Origin of the sequence: Lacisediminimonas sp. (assembly GCF_030645335.1) — a bacterium.
Classification (GTDB): Bacteria; Pseudomonadota; Gammaproteobacteria; order Burkholderiales; family Burkholderiaceae_D; genus Lacisediminimonas.
Map to the genome: position 1 here is coordinate 19,622 of NZ_JAUSNH010000016.1, position 19,708 is coordinate 39,329.

Here is a 19,708-nt window from a genome sequence, read left to right on the forward strand (position 1 = left end):
GCGAACGCGCATCACCATAAGGCGCGGCCGACATTGGGATCAAGTATCCATCCCGGTGGTATTCGCGTGCCGAATGCCGCGCCATAGCCCTCCATGCCCCCCTGCGCCTGCATTGGCCCCCAGGCCTGCTGCAAAAAATTTTCACCGCCACCCATCAGCGTCGAAAATGGCGACAAGGAAAAGCTTTGGATTCCCGCCGCCGGTGAGCGCGTCATGCCGCCGATCTGTGTGCTGACCCCTGGACCGGATCGCATGGCTGCCGGGAATTGTTGCGCCGGAGGCTGCAGGCCCAATGCGATCAGTACGTCGGGCATGCCAAAGCCGGTTCTTTTCGGATCGCCGATATTGATCGCCCTGGTGCTGAACCGGATGATCTGGAACAGGCGCTCGACCCGCTCCGCGCTGCGGGTCGCATAGCGCTGCTGGAAGTCCGGGTGGTGCGCCAGGACCAGTGCGGCCAGTCCCGTCACATGCGGCGCTGCCATTGATGTACCGTCCCACACAGCGAAGTTATTGTCCGGAACCGAAGAGGTAATCGCCACACCGGGCGCACATACCGCAATCTGCGGTCCGAAGCAGGAAAACTTCGCACTGAAGTAACCATCGGCATCGATCGCGCTGCCGACTGTTTCGGTGTGATAGCTGTCAGGCGGGAATTCCCCCACCTTGCCGATTGCCGCCACCGCCAGCACATGCGGCGAGGACGCCGGATACTGCACTTCATTACCGGAATTGCCGGCCGCGACAATGCAGGCAATGCCCTGCCGCCGCGCCCGCAACAATTGCTGCTCCAGCGCTTCGGACGGCTGGGCGCCGCCCAGGCTCAAGTTGACCACGTCCACCTGCTGCTCGATGCAGTACTCCAGCGCGTCGATCAGTTGGCTGACCTGGCCGCCGGGGAACAGCTTGCAGACGTGGATCTCGGCGTCAGGCGCGAATCCGCGGATGCCGCGCGGGCCATCGCTGCCGGCGATCACGCCGGCGCAGTGTGAGCCGTGCGCAATCATGTCTTCGGTCCAGGTACCTGGCGAGGTGCGCTTGTTGATGATGTCGATGCCCAGGTGCACGCCCTTCAGGTCATCATGGCTGGTGGCGGCGCCGGAATCGATGATCGCAATCCTGATCCCCTGCCCGCGAAACTGTGGCGGCAGCCGGTCCAGCCGCATCGCCTTCTGGCCCCAGCCCAGCGCCTGCTGCTGCGGGAACAGCGACAGCGACGGCCAGTCGGCAAGCGGGCGCAGTCCGACCACGTTGGGCCCATCGAAATCGATGTCCGGGTTGCGCTGGTAAAAGCTCCAATGATCCGCCCTGGGTTTGACATAGAGCGCGCTGATGCTGTCCGGTGTTTCGCCAAACAGTGTCAGCAGCGCCCGGCCCTGCGCATCGGTGGTGGCATTGGCTGGCAGCAGGCTGCCAAACAGGTAAACTTCCGCGCCGGCCACGGGCGCGTTGTCGGCACCCACCACAAGCACGCCGACCTGGACCGGCACGCTGCCCTGTGTCGTGAATCCCGCCACCATGCCCGGTGCCGAGAAGCTCGGGTCAAGCAGGTGCAGGCTCTGGTCCGGTTCGACAATCACCCGCCCTTGTCCCTGCTGGTTCAGGTTGCTCGCCTTGTCGTCTGCCATGCGCGCCACCAGCACGCTGCTGGAGTCGCCGATTCCGGCACCGAGTGCACCGATCGCCGACTTCGGCTTGATGATGTCGACGATCTCGATGTCGGGGCTGTTGCGCAAGGCCTGTTCGATCACGTTCGACTGCAGTGGCATCAGTCCCATCATCATCAGGCCTTCTTGCTGGCGGCTGGCGACCAGGAACTGTGACTTGCGCCGGCCGATCCGGTGCGGCCCGGGGGCAGGGCCGGCAGCATTGGCGGGGGCCAAGCGGTCGGAGGAGGGCTGCTTGTCGGCCTCGGAAGACGCCGGGGTAGCGCTGCCGGTGCTCGTGTGTCGTTTTGTCATATTGTTGATCCTGTTTCGTTTCAATTCCCGCCACCGGGGAAGGGGGACAGTGGCTGGTCCGGTTCGATGCTCAGGCGAGTCGCTGCGCGGAATCGGTGACGCAAGGCCTTTGCCTGTGCGTCATTCATCCGCACCACCGCGGTATGGGGCGCGTGCGGCGGGCCGATGGTGTCTTCGAGTTCAAGCGCCGGGTCGCTGCGTATGCCATCGAGTACATCGGCCAGCGTGGCGGGATCCGCGGCGTGAACCAGGTAACGTGTTGATGCGGGTCTGCTCATGTCGTTGTTCGCTCAGTTAACAAGAAGGGCCGGACCCGTATCCGGATCCGGCCATGGCCGTGGGCGCCTGCGACGGGCGCCGCGCAAACTGTCAGTGGATGGTTTGCTGGCCAAACCCTGCGCCGGTGGCGCCCTGCGGATTGGCATAGCCAGTCCCGCCACCCTGCTGTCCTTGCTGTGCCTGCTGCTGCATCAACTGCTGCAGCATTTGCTGCTGCGCCAATTGGGCCTGCAGCGCATACGCCGTTGCCGGATCATTGGCGAAGGGCAGGATCTGCCCGATCTGACCGGCGATGTTGCCAATCTGCGAGCCCAACTGCTGGTTGCCCAGCATGCCGCCGACGGCGCTGCCCACTGGTTGGCCGTATTGGCTCAGCAGGTTGCCGAACCATCCTTGCGGCCCCAACGACTGCTGTCCCTGGCCAGGCTGTTGCTGTTGCTGCTGCTGTTGGGCTTGTTGCCATGCTTGCTGTTGCGCCAGTTGGGCGTAGGCCAGCGTGGCGGGATCAGCGTTGAACGGCAGCATGCGGCCGAACTGCCCGGCTATGCCGCCGATGGTGCTGCCCATTCCCCGGTTGCCGAGCAAGCCGCCGATGGCGCCGCCGACCGGTTGTGCAATCTGTCCGAGCAAATTGCCAAAGAATCCCTGCGGCGCAAATTGCTGGCCCTGGCCCTGTTGCGCCTGTTGCTGTTGTTGTTGCTGCTGTTGCAGCAACTGTTGGAGTTGCTGCAGTTGCTGTAGCTGTTGCAGTTGCGCCGGATCGGCATTGAAGGGCAACATTGAACCGAGCTGTCCTGCAATTCCGCCTATCGTGCTGCCCAGTCCCCGGTTGCCGAACATGCCGCCGATGGCGCCGCCAAGTGGTCGTCCAACCTGGCCGATCAGGTTGCCGAAAAATCCTTGCGGCGCCAGTTGTTGCTGTTCCTGTGGCTGTTGCTGCTGTTGCTGCAGATTTTGTAGTTGCTGCAGTTGCTGCAGTTGCTGCAGTTGCTGCTGCTGTTGGGCTACTTGCATCGGATCCGCATTGAAGGGCAGGAAGCCCCCGCCGATGCCGCCCGCGATCTGGCCGATCTGTCCACCCAACTGCGAATTGCCGAACAGGCCACCGATGCCGCGCCCCACCAGGCCACCGACCGGCCCGCCCAGCAGGCTGCCGAATAGCCCCTGTGGAGCCAGACCGCCACCGCCACCATAGGATTGCGCATAGGGATTGGCGTTGTATTGGGATTCGTACATGTGAAACTCCTTTGTATGGATTTGCCGGTCCGGGCATCCGACATGCCAGTCCGGTTGTCCGAACTACGCATGCCAATGCCGTGCACCCTGTATTGCCCTGCGACCGGCCAGATTTTTCTTCGATTTCGGGTGCAGAACCGATTGCCCCCGCGTGAGTTTGCTGCGGCAGAAGAACCACGACCGACGTGTCCTTCATGCTGCGAGCAGTGTTGTCGGGCGCCGTGGGGTTTTCAAGCCGTGCTGGGGCAGACTTGAGAGGTCTCAATAGGGCTGCAGTCAGCGTTAAGCCGGTGCACATTAAGGTCGATTAGCGAACGTTTTTTATGGTCCTGCCGCAGCAGGATTGCCGCGCCGGTAGTGTTCGCTACAGTGCCCGCTACATACCTACCGTTGACGGTCCGGCTCATGCCAGCGGCGATGCTCACCGCCACCATGCAGCCGGCGCAGTTCATGCTCGTGCCACTGGCGAAGGTGCAGCTCTTCCTCGAACAGACGCCGGTCGCGCAGCGAGGGGTCGCCATGGGTAAATGGCGGCGGCTGCGGCGGTACAGGCTGCCAGCCCGGGTAGAAAGGCTGCATCGACGTATAGGGAAAAGCCGGCGTGACGAAAGGCGAGGGAGAGGGCGCTTGCAGCAAGGGCGGCGGTGGATTGAACATTCCCGGGCTTGGCGCAAGATGCGGGAGCGGCGCTGGCGGCGCGCGATGATGCGCCCCGGGTGGCGGATTGACCAGCCCCCTTGCTCCATGCGCCAAGGCGTTGAGCGGCGCCCACAGGTACAGGCACGCAGCAAAAGCAACAAGACCAGTAATGATGCGCATGACAGGACTCCGGACAAGGTCGCCTGGTGGAAGCCGGCACCCGATAACTTTGACATGCCGGAAACAGGATCGATGCCGGCAGGCGCAAAAAAAGCCCGGTTCGTTGCCGGTCCGGCTATTGACCCGGGTCAAGCAGTTCCGGTAAGGTAAGCGCCTCCCATCTTTCCTGGCTGCACAGCATGCGCGACTCTTCCGGTTCTACCGCACGGGCGTTACCGGGCAAAAGCAGGCAGTTCAATTTCAGCAAGCTGCAGGCCGTGCTGTGCATGGCGGCGTCGGCTGCGGTGAGCGTCGCCCTGCTGGCCTGGGCGATTTCAGCCTGGTCCTGAGCATCGGGCGCTGATGTCTTCCGCCAGGCTGCTGGTGGATCAACAACGCATTGCCGATTGACCACAAGCAAGACCGCCACTACACTGGCGCCGTACTGGTGCACGCACGCCTGTCTGGCGTGCAGTTAAACGGGAAACACGGCGCGAAGCGCGGCTTCGCCAACGTGTGCTGCCCCCGCAACGGTAAGCAAGCGTATGGGTCATCCATACCGGCTGTCATGAAGCCACTGTGCCGAAGTCCGGCATGGGAAGGCCGGCAGTTTGTCTTGCTAGCCCGGATACCGGCCCGTACAGGTGAAGACCTCGCGCAAGCAGGCCTTCGTTCGAACCGGGCTTGCGGGGAAGCCGGCCCGGTACTCCTCGTAGCAAACCATCATCATGAACCCTCGTTTTACCTGCGCTCCCGCATGGACGCCGTTCGCACTCGCCCTGGCCATTGGCGCGGCTTATTCTCCACTCTCCCAGGCGCAAGCCAGATCCGATGCCACGCTGCCTGAAGTCCAGGTAAGCGGCTCGCGCTTTGTCAGCGATCCGGTTTTCGCGCCGCTTGGCGCCACCGTCATCAGCGCCGATGAAATCCGCGACGCCGGCATCGGCAACGTCAGTGAGGCGATACGCAAGCTGGGCAATGTATCGGGCCGACAAGGCTTTACCGCGCCGGATAATTTCTCGCTCGACATGCGTGGCTTTGGCGCCAACAGCGACCAGAATATCGTGATCATGGTAGACGGCGTGCGCCTGTCAGAAAATGAACAGGCGGCTGCGCAACTGAGCGCCGTGCCGATCGACAGCGTCGAGCGTATTGAAATCGTGCGCGGTGGAAATAGCGTGCTGTACGGTGACGGCGCGATCGGCGGCACGATACAGATCATCACCAAAAAGCCGCAGCGCAACACCCAGCGCGCCAGTGTGTTCGTTGAAGCAGGCAGCTTCGGCCAGCGCGCCGCACGTGCCACGTTTTCAAAGGACTGGAACGGCCTGGCGCTGGATGCCAACCTGAGCCGGCAGGATCAGGAAGGCTATCGCCGCAATAACGCCGTGCGCGAAGAAAATGTCAGCGCCAGCTTGCAAAAGTCTTTCGAAGGCGGGCGTGTCGGTCTGCGCGTGGAGAATGGCACGCAAGATTTCCGTCTGCCTGGCGCCTTGTCCCTGGCGGCATTCCAGGCCGATCCGCGCGCGACTAATACGCCGCGCGATTTCGGCTCGCTCGACAGCCGTCGCACCACCTTGTTCGGCGAGATGCGCGCCGGTGAACTCGATTTCGCCGCCGAACTTTCCAATCGCGAAAAAGCATCGCGGCAATATGGCAGTTTCCCGTATTCCTTCGATACGCGCACCACGCAGTTTTCCCCGCGCGTGCGCTGGCTGGGTACTGTCGGCGGCCTGCGCAATGAGCTCGTCAGCGGCATCGACCTCACGCGCTGGTGGCGCAGCGTCGGCAGCGCAATCGCGTCGCAAGACGCCCAGGCGATCTACCTGCGCGATGAATTGCGCATCGGGCGCTGGCGCATGGCTGCCGGTGCGCGCCACGAAAGTTTCGACAAGAAGGACACCAAATACAAGGTCGAACAAAGCGTCAATGCCTGGGAGCTGCAGGCGGCTTATGCGGCAAGCGAGCAGGCCGAGGTCTATGCCAAGCTCAGCAAGAGTTACCGCATCCCCAACGCGGACGACAATGCATTCCTGGCCAAGCCCTTGTTGCCGCAGACCTCGCGCGATATCGAAGTCGGCGCCGTGCTGGGCGATGCGCGCCGCAAATTCATTGCACGGGTATTTCGCCACAAGCTGTCCAACGAGATATTTTATGATCCGACCGTGTTCTCCAACGTGAACCTTGATCCGACGCAGCGCGAAGGTTTCGAGCTGGAAGCCAATCTGCGCATAGCGCCGAGCGTGTCGCTGGCCGGTGCGTTTTCGCATATCGCCGCCGGCTTCACTGCCGGGCCGAATGCCGGACGCGAAATGATCCTGGTACCGCGCAATACGGCCTCGTTGCGCGTGAACTGGATGCCTGGCGGGCCGCAGCGCGCGACCATCGGTGTACGCTGGACGGATGAGCAGCGCTATGGTGACGACTTCAGCAACGCGTGCAGCAGGCGCATTGCTTCCTATGCGGTGGTCGATGCACGGTATGCTTATCGCAGCGGGCCATGGGAATTTGCCGCCACCGGCAGCAACCTGGCCAATCGAAGTTATTTCAGCAATGCCTTCTCCTGCGCCACCGGCAGCGTCTACCCGGAATCCGGCCGCCAGGTCCGGGTATCGCTGCGACGTGATTTCTGAGCCACGGCACAGGTTCGCAGGGACAGCCAGATGAACGCACGACCGATGCTCTTGTCGCTGCTGGCGGGACTGGCCGTGCTGGCGCTCGCGCTGGGCGTGGCATGCGGCAGCAGCGGATGTAGTGCATTGTCATCCGACATCCTGTGGCAACTGCGCCTGCCACGCGCGCTGGCCGCGTTTGCGGTTGGCGCCTTGCTGGCCCTGTCCGGCGCGCTGATGCAGGTGCTGCTGCGCAATCCGCTGGCTGATCCCTATGTGCTGGGCGTGTCCGGCGGCGCAGCCGCCGGCGCCATGCTCGGGCTGAGCTTATTTCCGGCGCTGGCCTGGAGCCTGCAAGCCGGTGCGCTCGCCGGCGCCCTGTTGTCACTGCTGCTGTTGCTGGCACTGGCCGGGCGCGCGCTGATGGGCGCTGCCGCGCCAGCTTCGACCGCGCCGGCCGGCGTGCGCCTGATCCTGACCGGCGTGATGATCGCGGCCGCATTCGGTGCACTGCTGTCGATGATGTTGGCCATGGCGCCCGACAATGCGCTGCGCGGGGTGTTCTTCTGGTTGCTGGGCGACCTCGAGAGCAGCCGCTACCAGGCGTTTGGCTGGATCGTGCTGGTGGCCGCCGTCATCTGGTCATGGCTCGCTGCGCCGCAGCTCAACGTGCTGGTGCATGGCGACGCGGCGGCTTTCCTGCTCGGCGTCCGGGTCGACCGCTTGCGCCTGATGACCTTGCTGGTGGCGGGCATTTCCACCGCAGCGGCGGTCTCGGTTGCCGGCACGGTCGGCTTCATTGGCCTGGTTGTGCCGCATGCGGCGCGCCTGATGATCGGCAATGACCAGCGCCTGCTGCTGCCTGCTTGCGCATTGGCCGGTGGTGCGGTGCTGGTACTGGCCGACCTTGTTGCGCGCACGGTGGTGGCGCCGGTGCAATTGCCGGTGGGTGTCATTACGGTGCTGGTCGGCGTACCGGTATTTCTCGTCCTGCTGGCAAGGAGCCGGACATGACGCTGCTCGAAACTCGCGGATTGACGCTGCAAGCCGGCTCCCGCCTGCTGGTGCAGGGACTCGACTGGCGGGTGGAGCCGGGGCAGCTCTGGTGCCTGCTGGGACCCAACGGCGTTGGCAAGACCACGCTGCTGCATGCGCTATGCGGCCTGCGCCAACCGGTGGCGGGCACGGTGCTGATCGACGATCGGCCGATCGCAGCCACGCCGCCGGAGCAGCTGGCGCGCCGGCGCGGACTGCTGCCGCAGCAACAGTTCGATGCGTTTTCCCATAGTGTGCTGGATACGGTGCTGGTGGGGCGCGCGCCGTATCGGATCGGGCGGCAGTGGGATAGCCAGGATGATCGCGCCATTGCGCGCACTGCATTGCGCCGGCTCGGCCTGGAGGCGCTCGCCCCGCGCGATGTGCTCACCTTGTCGGGCGGCGAACGGCAACGCGTGGCGTTCGCCGCATTGCTGGCGCAAGCACCGCCCTTGATGCTGCTTGATGAGCCGACTTCGCACCAGGACGTCGGTCACCAACTGGCGCTGATGGGCCTGATGCGCGAGCTGCTCGACACGCATGCCGTCGTAATGAGCTGCCACGACATCAACCTCGCGGCGCGGCACGCCACCCATGCGTTGCTGCTGTCCGGCACACGCCACTGGATCGGCACTGTCGATGCGGTCCTGAGCAGCGCCAATTTGCAGGCTGCGTTCGGATGCCGCTTTGAGAAAAACGGGAATTATTTTGTCGCCGTTGAAGCGGATTTTGCCGATGGTGCTGCGTCTTCGGCCGGCGCATCATGAGCTTGTGGCCAGAGCGGGCGCAAGCCTGCCAGGCCAGCGCCTGATTGGCGGCAGGGCAGCTACCTAGCGCAGGATTATCTGGGTGCAGCGAAACAGCGCAATCGTCTTGCCGCCCGCTTTCACCGTGGCATCCCAAACCTGTGTCGTGCGGCCCATGTGGACTGCCTTCGCTTCGCATTCCAGCGTGCCTTCCAGCGCCGTGCCGAGATGATTGCTCTTGAGTTCGATCGTCGTGAAGCCCTTGGCGCCCTCGGGCAAGTTGGCGATGCAGCCATAACCGCAGCAGGTATCGGCCAACGTGACCACGGCCGCGGCATGCAGGAAACCGTTCGGCGCCAGGTGGTGCGCCTGGATCTGCATGCGCGCGCCGAGCGTATCGCCACCCACTTGCGTCACTTCCACCCCGAGCAGGGCTGGCAGCGTGGTCTTTTGCAGGGAATTGAAATATTCCGGAGTCAGTGCGGGCTTTTTCATGGGCGGGTGTCGGCAGGATGACGGGCGGGCAATGTTATTCTTGCACAATACCATTCATCGGGAGAAGCAGCATGCCAGTCATCGTGATCGCCAATCCGAAAGGCGGCGTTGGCAAAAGCACGATCGCGACCAATCTTGCCGGTTGCCTGGCCCGTCAGGGGCACAAGGTGATGCTGGGTGACGCCGACGCACAGCAATCTTCCCGTTCCTGGTTGTCCTTGCGGCCCGGATCGCTGCCGCCCATCCTGGCCTGGGAAGTCGATGGCCAGTTGGCGCGTCCGCCCAAAGGCACGACCCATGTCGTGCTGGACACACCGGCCGGCCTCGACGGCGAGCGCCTGGACCAGGTGCTGCGGATTGCCGACAAGGTGATCGTGCCGCTGCAAGCGTCGATGTTCGACATCCTGGCCACCCAGGCATTCCTGCAGCGATTGCAGTCAAGGCGCGGGCGTCACGCGACCGCCATCGTCGGCATGCGTGTCAACACGCGTACCAAGGCTGCCGAACAGCTGGCGCATTACGTCGGACAACTGGGATTGCCGGTGCTCGGTTATTTGCGGGATACGCAAAATTATGTGCAGCTCGCCGCCATGGGGGCGACGCTGTGGGATGTCGCACCGTCCAAGGTCGAGAGGGATATGGAGCAATGGCAGGAATTGGTCGGATGGGTCGGCAGATGAGCGGGCAGCGATCCGGCGACTATCGACGTATCGACCCATCAGCGCTGATGCACTGACCGGCGTGCCATCGCCCCTGACCACTGCACCGGCCCCGGTTCAGCGCTTGCTGCGCGCAATATCCAGCGCCCGGCAAATGGCTTGCGTGCCTTCCAGGATACGCGGCGTTGCGCGCGTGAGCGTATCGGCATCAACCGTAAAAAGATTCCCCAGCCGCACCGCGGTGGCGCGCGGAAAGCGTTGCCAGATCTGCAGGCCATCGTCATCTGCGCGTCCGCTGGCATTGATGATCACGGTCGGATCGGCCAGCAATACATCTTCGATGCCAATGGTCGGCGCAAGCTGCGGCAAGTGAGCGAAAACATTGCTGCCGCCGCAAATGGCCATCGCTTGCGATACCAGGTGCTCGTTATTGAGCGTCATCAGCGGCGAGCGCCACACCTGGTAAAACACCCGCACCGGCGGACGGTTGCGATAGCGTTCCTGCAATTCGCGGACCTGGCGCCGGAATTGCGTCGCCGCCGCCCGTCCGGCGGATGCCGTGCCGGCCAGGATTGAAAGCCGTTCCAGCGACGTGGCGATGGTCTCGAAATCGCGTGGTTCGCTGATGAAAACCGGATAGCCAAGATCCTGCAACTGCTGCAGGCGCACTGGATTATTGCCGCTGCCCCAGGCGACGATCAATTGCGGTCGCAGTGCGGCAATGCGCTCGATGTCAAACGCGGCGGCGCTGCCGACCGATGCAATTGCCCGCGCCTCGCGCGGGAAGTCGCTGTATTCAATCACGCCCGCCACACTGCTGCCGGCGCCGACTGCAAACAGCAGTTCAGTGGCATGGGGAGCCAGGCTGACGATGCGTCGCGCCGGCGACGACAAGCTGACTGTGCGTCCGGCGTCATCAATCACCTGGACCTGTGCCTGCGCGGGCCCGGCAGCCGCGGCAAGCGCCAGCAGCGCCAGCGCCAACAGGCCGCACAGCAAGCGGCGCTGGCCTTGCCACAAGCAGTGGTGAAGGCCGGCCTGGCGCATCAGATTTCCAGGTTGTCGATCAGGCGGGTTGCGCCAAGGCGGGCGGCAGCGACCACCACCAGCGGTTCATTGCGCGCCAGGTCGCCCGCGGCCGGTGGCTGCAGGTCGATGCGCTTGCGGATCGAAATGTAGTCCGGCTGCCAGCCACGCGCTGCCAGCCGCGCCAGCGCCTTGCGTTCCAGCTGGAATACATCCAGGTGTCCGGAGCGCACTTCGTCGGCCACCTGCTGCAAGGCCTGGTACAAGGCAGGCGCTTCGGCGCGCTCGCTGGCCGACAGGTAGACGTTGCGCGACGACAGCGCCAGTCCGTCTTCGGCGCGAAAGGTTTCGGCCGCGATGATTTCAGTGGGCAGCGCAAACTGTCGCGCCATGTTGCGAACAATCATCAGCTGCTGGTAATCCTTCTTGCCGAATACCGACACCCGCGGCTGCACGCAGGAAAACAGCTTCAGCACCACGGTCGTGACACCGACAAAAAAGCCGGGCCGGAATTCGCCTTCGAGAATGTTGCCCAGGTCGTCCGGCGGACGGACCCGGTATTCCTGCGGTTCCGGATACAGGTCTTTCTCGGTCGGCGCAAACAGCACGTACACGCCTTCGCGTTCGAGCTTGTCGACGTCGGCCTGGAAGGTGCGCGGATATTTGTCGAAATCTTCGTTGGGGCCGAATTGCAGGCGGTTCACGAAGATCGACGCCACCACCGGGTCGCCATGCGTACGCGCCAGCCGTATCAGGGACAAGTGCCCTTCGTGCAGGTTGCCCATGGTCGGCACGAATGCAGTGCGCAACTGGCCGCGCAACTGATCGCGCAATTCATCGATGGACGAAATGATTTTCATGAGAAGTCGCTGCCAGCAAAAAGAAAGGAATGGGGTTTCAGTGCGGCGAATAGGCCAGCCGCACGTAGATCGGGGCAAAGGCTTCGGCCTGGGTGATCTCGATCAGCGTTTCTTTCGCCAGTTCGAGCAGTGCGATGAAATTGACTACCACTACCGGCACGCCACGCGACGGATCGAACAGGTCGGCAAATTCAACGAAACGGGCCGATTGCAGGCGCCGCAGTATGCCGGTCATGTGTTCGCGCACCGACAGTTCTTCCCGCGAGATGGTGTGATGGGCAGTAAGTTTGGCGCGCTTGATCAGGTCGGCCCAGGCTGCCTGCAACTCGCTGGCCGCGACTTCGGGCCAGTGCGTGACCATGCTCTGCTCGATGTAAATCTGGGTGCGCACGTAGTCCCGCCCAAGCTGGGGCAGGGTGTCGAGCTTGTAGGCCGCCAGCTTCATTTGCTCGTATTCCAGCAGCCGGCGCACCAGTTCCGCACGCGGGTCGAGCGCTTCGGCGCCGGTATCGGCCTTGCGCGCCGGTAACAGCATGCGCGACTTGATCTCGATCAGCATGGCCGCCATCAGCAGGTACTCGGCCGCCAGTTCCAGGTTGTGCATCCGGATCTGTTCGATGTATTCCAGGTATTGCAGCGTGACCTGCGCCAGCGGAATGTCCAGGATGTTGAAGTTTTGCTTGCGGATCAGGTACAGCAACAGGTCGAGCGGGCCTTCGAATGCTTCAAGGAACACTTCGAGCGCATCGGGCGGAATGTAGAGGTCGTTGGGCAGCTTGAACAGCGGCTCGCCATAAAGCCGTGCGAAAGCCACGCCGTCGATGACGTCGGGAGTGGTGTCGGGCTGGCCGGCCAATGCCAGCGCGTCGGACTGCTGAGCACTCAAGTCAACGGTCTCATGGTCATTTTGATTGGACAGCAACGCAGCCGGGACGGTCCGGCGCAGTCACAATGGCTTACTTCGACTGATAGACGTAAGCTTGCTGCTTGACGCGGGCCAGGTCATCGCGCTTGATATCGTCAAGGTCGATCGGCGGCTTGTCCCACAGCAGATTGCGGCCCTCGCGCTGGTCGGATTCCAGCGCAGGATTTTTTTGCTTCATTTCGGTCAGGAATTTTGTAAACTCTGACTGGTAACCAGTGAGTTGCTTCGACAATTTCATGGCGTTGTGCTAACAGTAGGTGCGATCAGGCGCTATTCTACCCCGAGACCCGGGCGATTCCTGAGAGGAGCAGTAATGAAACAACTGGTACGCGCGTTTTTCGCGTTTGTCTGCTCGATCGCCGCGCTGGGCTGCGACCAGCAGGGGCGGTTCGTCGAAGAGGCCGGGCTGGAAAAGCTGTCGCGCGGCGTATCGAGCGAAGCCGACGTGCGTCTGGCCATGGGCCGGCCGGATACCGTCTGGGAAGAGGAGGGCGGTGCACGCACCCTTGAATATCCGAAAGGCCCGAGCGGGGTGAAAACCTGGATGTTTGATATCGACCGTGCCGGCACCCTCAAGGACTGGCGCCAGGTACTGACCGCCGAGAACTTCAAGCGCGTCACGCCCGGCATGAGCCTGGACCAGGTACGGCGGCTGCTCGGCCGGCCGCGCTCGACCGTGCAATTTCAATTGAAGAATGAAGAAGTCTGGGACTGGCTGTACGAAGAGGGCGCTGGCAGCAGGCGCCTGTTCAACGTCCACATCGATATCGATACGCGCAGCGTCACGCGTACATCGACCTCGGAAGATCCGGATATCAGGCCCTGAAAGCTGCACAGCGGCGCCCGGGCCGCTGCGCTTGCGTGCCCTTGCCGCACGCGATTATTCGGCACAAGCGATTGGCGCGAGGCGCAGGCTCCAGGCGCCTACTATAGCTGTGCCGCGCGCGCCAGTGCCTGCTGCACGGTGTCTACGCAATTGTCCGCACCCAGCCGCTTCAGGAAGCCGCTGCGCTCCATGATGCTCTTAGGTTGGCCTTGCAGGCCGCACAAGATCAACTGGCTCTCGTTTTTTGCCAGGGCCCGGTGCACGCTTTCCAGCGCATCCAGGCCGGTGGCGTCCATGTTGATCAGTTTATGCAGTTCCAGCACCAGGGCGCGCCGCGGCATTCCCCCGGCTTCGGCCAGGCCTTCGATCTTGCCGACCGCGCCAAAGAACAAGGCGCCGACCATCGAATAAGCGTGCACGCCTTCAGGCAAGGGCGCGTCGGTTGCCAGCGGCTGTATCGTGGTCAGGCTGGAAATGCGATAGATGAAGAACAGGCATGCCAGCACCAGTCCGACCTCCACCGCCACGGTCAGGTCGACCGCCACGGTCAATACGAAGGTGGCGACCAGCAGCACCCGGTAAGTCATTGCAAAATGGCGCAGGCGCGCAAACTCATGCCATTCGCCCATGTTCCAGGCGACAAACAACAGGATTGCCGCCAGTGCGGCCAGCGGTATATCCGACGCCAGCGGTGCAGCGATCAACACGATCAGCAACAGCACGAAGGCATGGACAATGCCGGCCACCGGCGACGCCGCGCCGCTGCGGATGTTCGTCATGGTCCGGGCGATGGTGCCGGTGGCGGGCAGGCCGCCGAAAAATGGCACGATGAAATTGGCAACGCCTTGCGCCATCAGTTCCTGGTTCGGGTCATGGCGCTCGCCAATCACGCTGTCGGCCACGCGCGCGCACAGCAAGGATTCGATCGCACCCAACAGGGCGATCGTCAGCGCTGGCGGTAACAGGTACTGCACCAGCGCCCAGTTGAACTCGGGCACGGCGAATGCTGGCAGGTCCTGCGGGATGCCGCCAAAACGCGTGCCGATGGTTTCCAGTGGCAACTTGAACAGGCCCACCGCGGCCGTCGCCAGCACCAGCACGATGATCGTGCCGGGGACGCCGCGTAACAGGCGCAGCCAGAGCCGATCACGGTCGCGCGCAATTTGCTGCATGCCGGGCGCCCGGGGCCGCAGCAGCAGCGGCCAGATGAACACCAGCGCCAGCGACGCGGCGGCAACCGCCAGCGTCGGCAGGTGCACCGTGTGCGCGGCCGACGCCAGCACCTTGACCTGCGCAAAAAAATCGCCGGGCATGCGGTCGATGCGCAGGCCAAAAAAATCCTTCAATTGCGACAGCGCGATCAGTACCGCAATGCCGTTGGTGAAGCCGATCACGATCGGGATGGGTATGTAGCGGATCAGCGAGCCGAGCTTGAGCGCGCCCATGACAAACAGCAGGACGCCGGCGAAGATGGTGGCCAGCATCAGGTTGGCCAGGCCGTAGCGTTCGAGGATGCCGTAAATGATGACGATGAATGCGCCGGCCGGTCCGCCGATCTGGACCCGCGAACCGCCCAGCGCCGAGATCAGGAATCCGGCGATGATCGCCGTGAACAGTCCCGCTTCCGGCTTGACGCCGGAGGCGATGGCAAAGGCCATGGCCAGGGGCAGCGCAACGACGGCAACGGTCAGGCCGGCGCCCAGGTCGCGCCCGAGCTTGGTGCTGTCGTAATCCCGAAGCTCGTCGATCAGGCGTGGCCGAAAGCGCAGGTTTGGCAGGTTCATCCTGCCATTGTGCGCCAGCAGGGGCAGGCAAACAACTGAAGGCCGCAGGGAAGTCAATGCCGATCAACAGGAAACGAGGGGCGGGACGACAGTTGAAAGCGGCCGGCCCAGCCCGGCAATCTGGTGCGCCGCCGGCAGGTCCGTGTGGCAGGTGCGTGAGGCTGGTGAGGCCGGTGCGAGTCCATCAAACAGGTCACGCGCAGCCGGCCAATTGGCTTAACGGCGCAGCATCCGTCGCATCACGTTTGGCGCCGGCTCCAGCGGGTCGGCATGTTCGACATCGAGCTCCATCGCCAGTTCGAAGCCCTGCGCCGCATACAGGTCCACCAGCCGCGGTTGGTCGGCCGGCACCGCCAGCCGCAACTCGTCGACGTTGCTGGCGTGGGCATGATGGATGACTGCTTCCAGCAGGTGTTGCGACAGGTGGTTTCCGCGCCATTGCGGCAGTACGCCCATCAGGCGTATTTCCCACACGCCCTCCTCGGCTTCCAGCGGCAGCCAGCGCACCGAGCCGATTGCCTGCTGGCCATCCTGCAGGATGAAGCCGCCGCCCTGTTGCAGGTGCTGCGTCACGACGGCTGCCGGATCGTCCTGCCCGTCCGGGCCTGGCGCCCCCTGGCTCGGCCAGCAGGCGCGGGTCAGCCCGGCGATCAGGTGCGCGTCATCGGCTGCGGCTTCTCTGACCAGCAGGTCCATGGCGTTCAACTGATCCGCATGCCAGGCCTCGCGCCGGGCCAGGGGGTCAGGATGTAAAGGCCGGGATCCTTGCCGTCCGCCGCCGATGCCGCCAGCACCATGCCTTCGGACAGGCCGAACTTCATCTTGCGCGGGGCCAGGTTGGCCACCATCACGGTCAGCTTGCCCACCAATTGCTCCGGCGAATAGGCCGACTTGATGCCGGAGAAAACATTGCGGGTCTTGCCTTCGCCGACATCGAGCGTCAGCCGCAACAGTTTGTCGCTGCCCTCGACCGCTTCGCAATTCACGATCAGTGCAATGCGCAGGTCGATCCTGGCGAAGTCATCGATCTTGATTTCCGGCGCAATCGGCGCCATTGCTTCGCTTGCCGCGGCGCCGGATTGCGCTGCCGCGCCGGCGTCGTCCGCTGCGGCCGCGGCCGGCGGCTCAAACAAGGCATCGAGCATTTTCGGATCGACCCGCGTCATCAGGTGCACATAAGGATTCACCCGATGCCCGTGGGGCAATGGCGTGCTCACCTGATCCCAGGCCAGCGGCCCGACATTGAGCAGCGCTTCGACCTGGCGCGCCAGCTCCGGCAATACCGGCTTGAGGTAGATGGTCAGGATGCGGAACGCCTCCAGCAAGCGGCTGCACACCTCTTGCAGGCGATCATTGTTGGCCGCATCCTTGGCCAGTTCCCACGGCTTGTTGGCGTCGACATAGGCATTGACCGCATCGGCACGCTCCATCACCAGCCGCAGCGCCTTGCCGTATTCGCGTCCTTCGTACAGGCTGGCAAGCTCATCGCTGACGTTGCGCAGGTGATCGAGGAAGGCATCGCCGCTGCGCGCCCATTCGGTCGACACCTGGCCATCGAAACGTTTGGTAATGAAGCCGGCCGCGCGGCTGGCGATGTTGATGTACTTGCCGATCAGGTCCGAGTTGACGCGGGCCACGAAATCGTCGGGATTGAAATCGACGTCTTCCACCTTGGCCGACAGCTTGGCGGCGATGTAGTAGCGCAGCCACTCCGGATTCATGCCGACGTCGAGGTAACGCAGCGGCGAAATGCCGGTGCCGCGCGACTTCGACATCTTTTCCCCGCTGACCGTGATGAAACCATGGACGAACACATTGTCCGGCACCTTCATCCCGGAAAACTTCAGCATCGCCGGCCAGAACAAGGTATGGAAATACGTGATGTCCTTGCCGATGAAGTGATATTGCTCGGTGGACGGATCGGCCATGAACGCATCGAAATCGCGTCCGGTCTTGTCGAAATAATTCTTCAGCGACGCCAGGTAGCCGATTGGCGCATCCAGCCAGACATAAAAATACTTGCCCGGCGCATCCGGAATCTCGATGCCGAAATAAGGCGCGTCGCGGCTGATGTCCCAGTCGCCCAGGCCGGTATCGCCCTCCAGCCATTCGCGTGCCTTGTTGGCGACCTCCGGTTGCAGGCGCTTGCTGTCGAGTGCCCATTCGCGCAGGAATTCGCGGCAGCGCGGATCGGACAGCTGGAAGAAATAATGCTCCGACGAACGCAGCACCGGCGTGGCGCCGGTCAGTGTTGAAAAGGGATTCTTGAGGTCGGTCGGCGTATAGACCGCACTGCAGTTCTCGCAGGAGTCGCCATACTGGTCGGCAGCCCCGCATTTAGGGCATTCGCCCTTGATGTAGCGGTCCGGCAGGAACATTTCCTTCACCGGATCGTAAAACTGCTCCACCGTTCGGGTCGTGATCAGCTTGGCGTCATCGCGCAGACGGCGGTAGATTTCCTGCGACAGCGCATGGTTTTCCGGACCGTCGGTGGAATGCCAATTGTCGAAGGCAATATGGAAGCCCTTCAGGTATTGCGCGCGGCCAGCGGCGATGTTGGCGACGAATGCCTGCGGCGTCACGTTCGCTTTCTCCGCTGCAATCATGATCGGTGCGCCATGTGCATCGTCAGCGCCGACGAAATTGACCTCATGGCCACGCATGCGCTGGAAGCGCACCCAGATATCGGCCTGGATGTATTCCATGATGTGGCCGATGTGGAACGGCCCGTTGGCATAGGGCAGGGCAGTGGTGACGAACAGCTGGCGCGGCGTTGGCGAAGTCATTGATGTTGCAATCGGGCTAAAAGGGTGATTCTAGCAGCGCCACGCGTTTTCCAGCCATGTCGGCAGCCTTGGCCGGGTCCACGGAGTAAAATGGCGGTTTTTCCAAGGTCGGCTTTGGCAATCCAAGGCCGTTTTTGTTTGCCATGACCGCAGTCACTCCCGCATCAGCTTCATCCCCCGCAACCGTGCGCACCCGATTCGCACCGAGCCCCACCGGTTTCCTGCACCTGGGCGGCGCCCGCACGGCCCTGTTTGCCTGGGCTTACGCCCGCCGCCATGCCGGTACATTCATCCTGCGCGTTGAAGACACCGACCTCGAACGCTCCACGCCGGAAGCGGTGCAGGCCATTCTCGACGGCATGGCCTGGCTCGGGCTCGATCCGGACGAAGGCCCGTTCTACCAGATGCAGCGCATGGACCGTTACCGCGAAGTGGTGGCGCACATGCTGCAGCAAGGCAGCGCGTACTACTGTTACTCCTCCCCGGCCGAACTCGAAGCGATGCGCGAGCAACAGCGCGCGCTGGGCGACAAGCCGCGCTACGACGGCACCTGGCGTCCGGAGCCCGGCAAGACATTGCCAGCCGTGCCCGCTGACCGCAAGCCGGTGGTGCGCTTCCGTAATCCGGTCGATGGCGACGTCACCTGGGATGACGCGGTAAAGGGACCGATCACGATTGCCAACCGCGAGCTCGACGACCTCATCATCGCCCGTCCTGACGGCACGCCGACCTATAACTTCTGTGTCGTCGTCGACGACTGGGACATGCGCATTACGCACGTGATCCGCGGCGACGACCACGTCAACAACACACCGCGCCAGATCAATATCCTGCAAGCGCTGGGTGCCCAACTGCCGATCTATGGCCACCTGCCGATGATCCTCGGCGCCGATGGCGAAAAGCTGTCCAAGCGCCACGGCGCAGTCAGCGTGATGGACTATCCGGCCCAGGGCTACCTGCCCGAAGCGATGCTGAATTACCTGGCGCGCCTGGGCTGGAGCCACGGCGACGAAGAGATCTTCACGATGGGACAGTTCTGCGCCTGGTTCGACCTTGGCCACCTGTCCAAGTCGCCCGCGCAGTTCAATCCAGAAAAGCTCGCATGGCTCAATAACCATTACATCCGGCAAGCGGAACCGGCGCGCCTGGCAGCCCTTGCACGGCCGATGATGGAACAGGACGGTGCGCAGTTTGACGGTGCTCCCGATCTCGATGCAGTGCTGGCACTGATGAAAGAGCGCGTCAAGACCATCAATGAACTGGCCGATGCCGCCATGCTGTTCTACCGCACGCCGGCGCCAGACGCCGAACTGCTGGCGCAGCACCTGAATGCCGCCGTCAAGCCTGCGCTGCTGGACTACGCCGCCCGCTGCAAGACCGTGGAATGGAAAAAAGACGCACTTGCGGCCATGCTCAAGCAAGTGCTGGCCGATCATCAGCTGAAGATGCCGCAACTGGCGCCTGCGGTGCGCGTGCTGGTGTGCGGCCGCGCGCAGACGCCGTCGGTCGATGCGGTGCTGGCGCTGTTCCCGCGTGAGAAGGTGCTGCGCAGTTTGCAGAGTGCCTGAAAAATGTTCTAGAATCTCAGACTCGCTTGAACAGCGCCGAACGCAGCGTTGAACGAGGTTCCCGAAGGGGCGGCTGGCAGCAAAGCAAACGGGTGTATAGCTCAGCTGGGAG

At 63.2% G+C, this 19,708-nt stretch carries 20 protein-coding genes and 1 riboswitch; of the genes, 7 read left to right on the forward strand and 13 right to left on the reverse strand.

Annotated elements, in window-relative coordinates; translation table 11 throughout:
* Positions 1–11: 11 nt before the first annotated feature.
* The 4 genes from Q7T64_RS01335 to Q7T64_RS01350 form a co-directional block, all read right to left on the reverse strand.
* Positions 12–1,961 (reverse strand): S8 family serine peptidase, encoded by a 1,950-nt coding sequence (locus Q7T64_RS01335; protein WP_304789881.1) that lies wholly within the window; start codon positions 1,959–1,961, stop codon positions 12–14.
* Positions 1,962–1,981: 20 nt separating this feature from the next.
* Complete coding sequence (locus Q7T64_RS01340) at positions 1,982–2,239, reverse strand: hypothetical protein (RefSeq protein WP_304789884.1); 258 nt, start codon at positions 2,237–2,239, stop codon at positions 1,982–1,984.
* 91 nt (positions 2,240–2,330) lie between these two features.
* On the reverse strand, positions 2,331–3,476 hold the full coding sequence (locus tag Q7T64_RS01345) for a hypothetical protein (RefSeq protein ID WP_304789888.1): 1,146 nt from the start codon (positions 3,474–3,476) through the stop codon (positions 2,331–2,333).
* 384 nt (positions 3,477–3,860) lie between these two features.
* Entirely contained in the window at positions 3,861–4,295 is a 435-nt protein-coding gene (locus Q7T64_RS01350) for a hypothetical protein (RefSeq protein WP_304789891.1), read from the reverse strand.
* Positions 4,296–4,474: 179 nt separating this feature from the next.
* Here Q7T64_RS01350 and Q7T64_RS01355 point away from each other — a divergent pair, with 179 nt between their 5' ends.
* The 4 genes from Q7T64_RS01355 to Q7T64_RS01370 all read left to right on the forward strand — a co-directional run bounded on the left by Q7T64_RS01355 (position 4,475) and on the right by Q7T64_RS01370 (position 8,688).
* Positions 4,475–4,624, forward strand: coding sequence for a hypothetical protein (locus Q7T64_RS01355; RefSeq protein ID WP_304789894.1), 150 nt, complete (start codon positions 4,475–4,477; stop codon positions 4,622–4,624).
* Between the two features lie 79 nt (positions 4,625–4,703).
* Positions 4,704–4,929: riboswitch (cobalamin riboswitch) on the forward strand.
* Between the two features lie 73 nt (positions 4,930–5,002).
* Entirely contained in the window at positions 5,003–6,907 is a 1,905-nt protein-coding gene (locus Q7T64_RS01360) for a TonB-dependent receptor (RefSeq protein ID WP_304789896.1), read from the forward strand.
* Between the two features lie 30 nt (positions 6,908–6,937).
* Positions 6,938–7,900, forward strand: a complete 963-nt coding sequence (locus tag Q7T64_RS01365) for an iron ABC transporter permease (RefSeq protein WP_304789900.1) — start codon at positions 6,938–6,940, stop codon at positions 7,898–7,900.
* Positions 7,897–8,688, forward strand: coding sequence for an ABC transporter ATP-binding protein (locus Q7T64_RS01370; protein WP_304789903.1), 792 nt, complete (start codon positions 7,897–7,899; stop codon positions 8,686–8,688). Before Q7T64_RS01365 ends, Q7T64_RS01370 begins: the two co-directional genes overlap by 4 nt.
* Positions 8,689–8,751: 63 nt before the next feature.
* On the opposite strand, the gene Q7T64_RS01375 is transcribed toward Q7T64_RS01370, so the two are convergent.
* A complete protein-coding gene (locus tag Q7T64_RS01375; RefSeq protein WP_304789908.1) occupies positions 8,752–9,162 on the reverse strand; it encodes a PaaI family thioesterase in 411 nt (136 codons plus the stop codon).
* Between the two features lie 71 nt (positions 9,163–9,233).
* Here Q7T64_RS01375 and Q7T64_RS01380 point away from each other — a divergent pair, with 71 nt between their 5' ends.
* The gene (locus tag Q7T64_RS01380) at positions 9,234–9,842 is read left to right on the forward strand and encodes a ParA family protein (protein ID WP_304789911.1); all 609 of its coding nucleotides are present in this window, start codon (positions 9,234–9,236) and stop codon (positions 9,840–9,842) included.
* 96 nt (positions 9,843–9,938) lie between these two features.
* Here the strand turns inward: Q7T64_RS01380 and Q7T64_RS01385 are convergent, their stop codons facing one another.
* From Q7T64_RS01385 to Q7T64_RS01400, 4 genes are all read right to left on the reverse strand, one after another.
* Positions 9,939–10,868: a cobalamin-binding protein gene (locus tag Q7T64_RS01385; RefSeq protein ID WP_304789914.1), complete on the reverse strand. Its 930-nt coding sequence runs from the start codon at positions 10,866–10,868 to the stop codon at positions 9,939–9,941.
* Positions 10,868–11,707, reverse strand: coding sequence for a pantoate--beta-alanine ligase (panC, locus tag Q7T64_RS01390; RefSeq protein ID WP_304789917.1), 840 nt, complete (start codon positions 11,705–11,707; stop codon positions 10,868–10,870). The genes Q7T64_RS01385 and panC overlap by 1 nt, the downstream gene beginning before the upstream one ends.
* Positions 11,708–11,744: 37 nt before the next feature.
* Positions 11,745–12,593, reverse strand: a complete 849-nt coding sequence (locus tag Q7T64_RS01395; RefSeq protein WP_304789920.1) for a ScpA family protein — start codon at positions 12,591–12,593, stop codon at positions 11,745–11,747.
* Between the two features lie 70 nt (positions 12,594–12,663).
* Positions 12,664–12,870 carry a DUF3460 family protein gene (locus Q7T64_RS01400; protein ID WP_304789924.1) on the reverse strand — a complete coding sequence of 69 codons (207 nt, stop codon included), beginning with the start codon at positions 12,868–12,870 and terminating at the stop codon, positions 12,664–12,666.
* Positions 12,871–12,945: 75 nt separating this feature from the next.
* Here Q7T64_RS01400 and bamE point away from each other — a divergent pair, with 75 nt between their 5' ends.
* On the forward strand, positions 12,946–13,458 hold the full coding sequence (bamE, locus tag Q7T64_RS01405) for an outer membrane protein assembly factor BamE (protein ID WP_304789927.1): 513 nt from the start codon (positions 12,946–12,948) through the stop codon (positions 13,456–13,458).
* A gap of 101 nt (positions 13,459–13,559) precedes the next feature.
* Here bamE and Q7T64_RS01410 read toward each other — a convergent pair whose 3' ends face one another.
* From Q7T64_RS01410 to Q7T64_RS01425, 4 genes are all read right to left on the reverse strand, one after another.
* Positions 13,560–15,242: a SulP family inorganic anion transporter gene (locus Q7T64_RS01410; protein WP_304789930.1), complete on the reverse strand. Its 1,683-nt coding sequence runs from the start codon at positions 15,240–15,242 to the stop codon at positions 13,560–13,562.
* 216 nt (positions 15,243–15,458) lie between these two features.
* Positions 15,459–15,938, reverse strand: a complete 480-nt coding sequence (locus tag Q7T64_RS01415) for a GNAT family N-acetyltransferase (protein ID WP_304789947.1) — start codon at positions 15,936–15,938, stop codon at positions 15,459–15,461.
* A 5-nt stretch (positions 15,939–15,943) separates the two neighbouring features.
* The gene (metG, locus tag Q7T64_RS01420; RefSeq protein WP_304789933.1) at positions 15,944–18,028 is read right to left on the reverse strand and encodes a methionine--tRNA ligase; all 2,085 of its coding nucleotides are present in this window, start codon (positions 18,026–18,028) and stop codon (positions 15,944–15,946) included.
* Between the two features lie 16 nt (positions 18,029–18,044).
* Complete coding sequence (locus Q7T64_RS01425; protein WP_304789936.1) at positions 18,045–18,173, reverse strand: hypothetical protein; 129 nt, start codon at positions 18,171–18,173, stop codon at positions 18,045–18,047.
* Here Q7T64_RS01425 and gltX point away from each other — a divergent pair.
* Entirely contained in the window at positions 18,172–19,596 is a 1,425-nt protein-coding gene (gltX, locus tag Q7T64_RS01430) for a glutamate--tRNA ligase (RefSeq protein ID WP_304789939.1), read from the forward strand. The genes Q7T64_RS01425 and gltX overlap by 2 nt on opposite strands.
* Positions 19,597–19,708: the final 112 nt, after the last annotated feature.

Coding starts and splice junctions, on each gene's coding strand:
- Q7T64_RS01345 (WP_304789888.1), bottom strand. CDS start 3,476: ATGTACGAATCCCAATACAACGCCAATCCCTATGCGCAATCCTATGGT.
- Q7T64_RS01365 (WP_304789900.1), top strand. CDS start 6,938: ATGAACGCACGACCGATGCTCTTGTCGCTGCTGGCGGGACTGGCCGTG.
- Q7T64_RS01385 (WP_304789914.1), bottom strand. CDS start 10,868: ATGCGCCAGGCCGGCCTTCACCACTGCTTGTGGCAAGGCCAGCGCCGC.
- Q7T64_RS01415 (WP_304789947.1), bottom strand. CDS start 15,938: ATGGACCTGCTGGTCAGAGAAGCCGCAGCCGATGACGCGCACCTGATC.
- Q7T64_RS01400 (WP_304789924.1), bottom strand. CDS start 12,870: ATGAAATTGTCGAAGCAACTCACTGGTTACCAGTCAGAGTTTACAAAA.
- panC (WP_304789917.1), bottom strand. CDS start 11,707: ATGAAAATCATTTCGTCCATCGATGAATTGCGCGATCAGTTGCGCGGC.
- Q7T64_RS01350 (WP_304789891.1), bottom strand. CDS start 4,295: ATGCGCATCATTACTGGTCTTGTTGCTTTTGCTGCGTGCCTGTACCTG.
- Q7T64_RS01370 (WP_304789903.1), top strand. CDS start 7,897: ATGACGCTGCTCGAAACTCGCGGATTGACGCTGCAAGCCGGCTCCCGC.
- Q7T64_RS01340 (WP_304789884.1), bottom strand. CDS start 2,239: ATGAGCAGACCCGCATCAACACGTTACCTGGTTCACGCCGCGGATCCC.
- gltX (WP_304789939.1), top strand. CDS start 18,172: ATGACCGCAGTCACTCCCGCATCAGCTTCATCCCCCGCAACCGTGCGC.
- bamE (WP_304789927.1), top strand. CDS start 12,946: ATGAAACAACTGGTACGCGCGTTTTTCGCGTTTGTCTGCTCGATCGCC.
- Q7T64_RS01380 (WP_304789911.1), top strand. CDS start 9,234: ATGCCAGTCATCGTGATCGCCAATCCGAAAGGCGGCGTTGGCAAAAGC.
- Q7T64_RS01375 (WP_304789908.1), bottom strand. CDS start 9,162: ATGAAAAAGCCCGCACTGACTCCGGAATATTTCAATTCCCTGCAAAAG.
- Q7T64_RS01425 (WP_304789936.1), bottom strand. CDS start 18,173: ATGGCAAACAAAAACGGCCTTGGATTGCCAAAGCCGACCTTGGAAAAA.
- metG (WP_304789933.1), bottom strand. CDS start 18,028: ATGACTTCGCCAACGCCGCGCCAGCTGTTCGTCACCACTGCCCTGCCC.
- Q7T64_RS01410 (WP_304789930.1), bottom strand. CDS start 15,242: ATGAACCTGCCAAACCTGCGCTTTCGGCCACGCCTGATCGACGAGCTT.
- Q7T64_RS01355 (WP_304789894.1), top strand. CDS start 4,475: ATGCGCGACTCTTCCGGTTCTACCGCACGGGCGTTACCGGGCAAAAGC.
- Q7T64_RS01360 (WP_304789896.1), top strand. CDS start 5,003: ATGAACCCTCGTTTTACCTGCGCTCCCGCATGGACGCCGTTCGCACTC.
- Q7T64_RS01335 (WP_304789881.1), bottom strand. CDS start 1,961: ATGACAAAACGACACACGAGCACCGGCAGCGCTACCCCGGCGTCTTCC.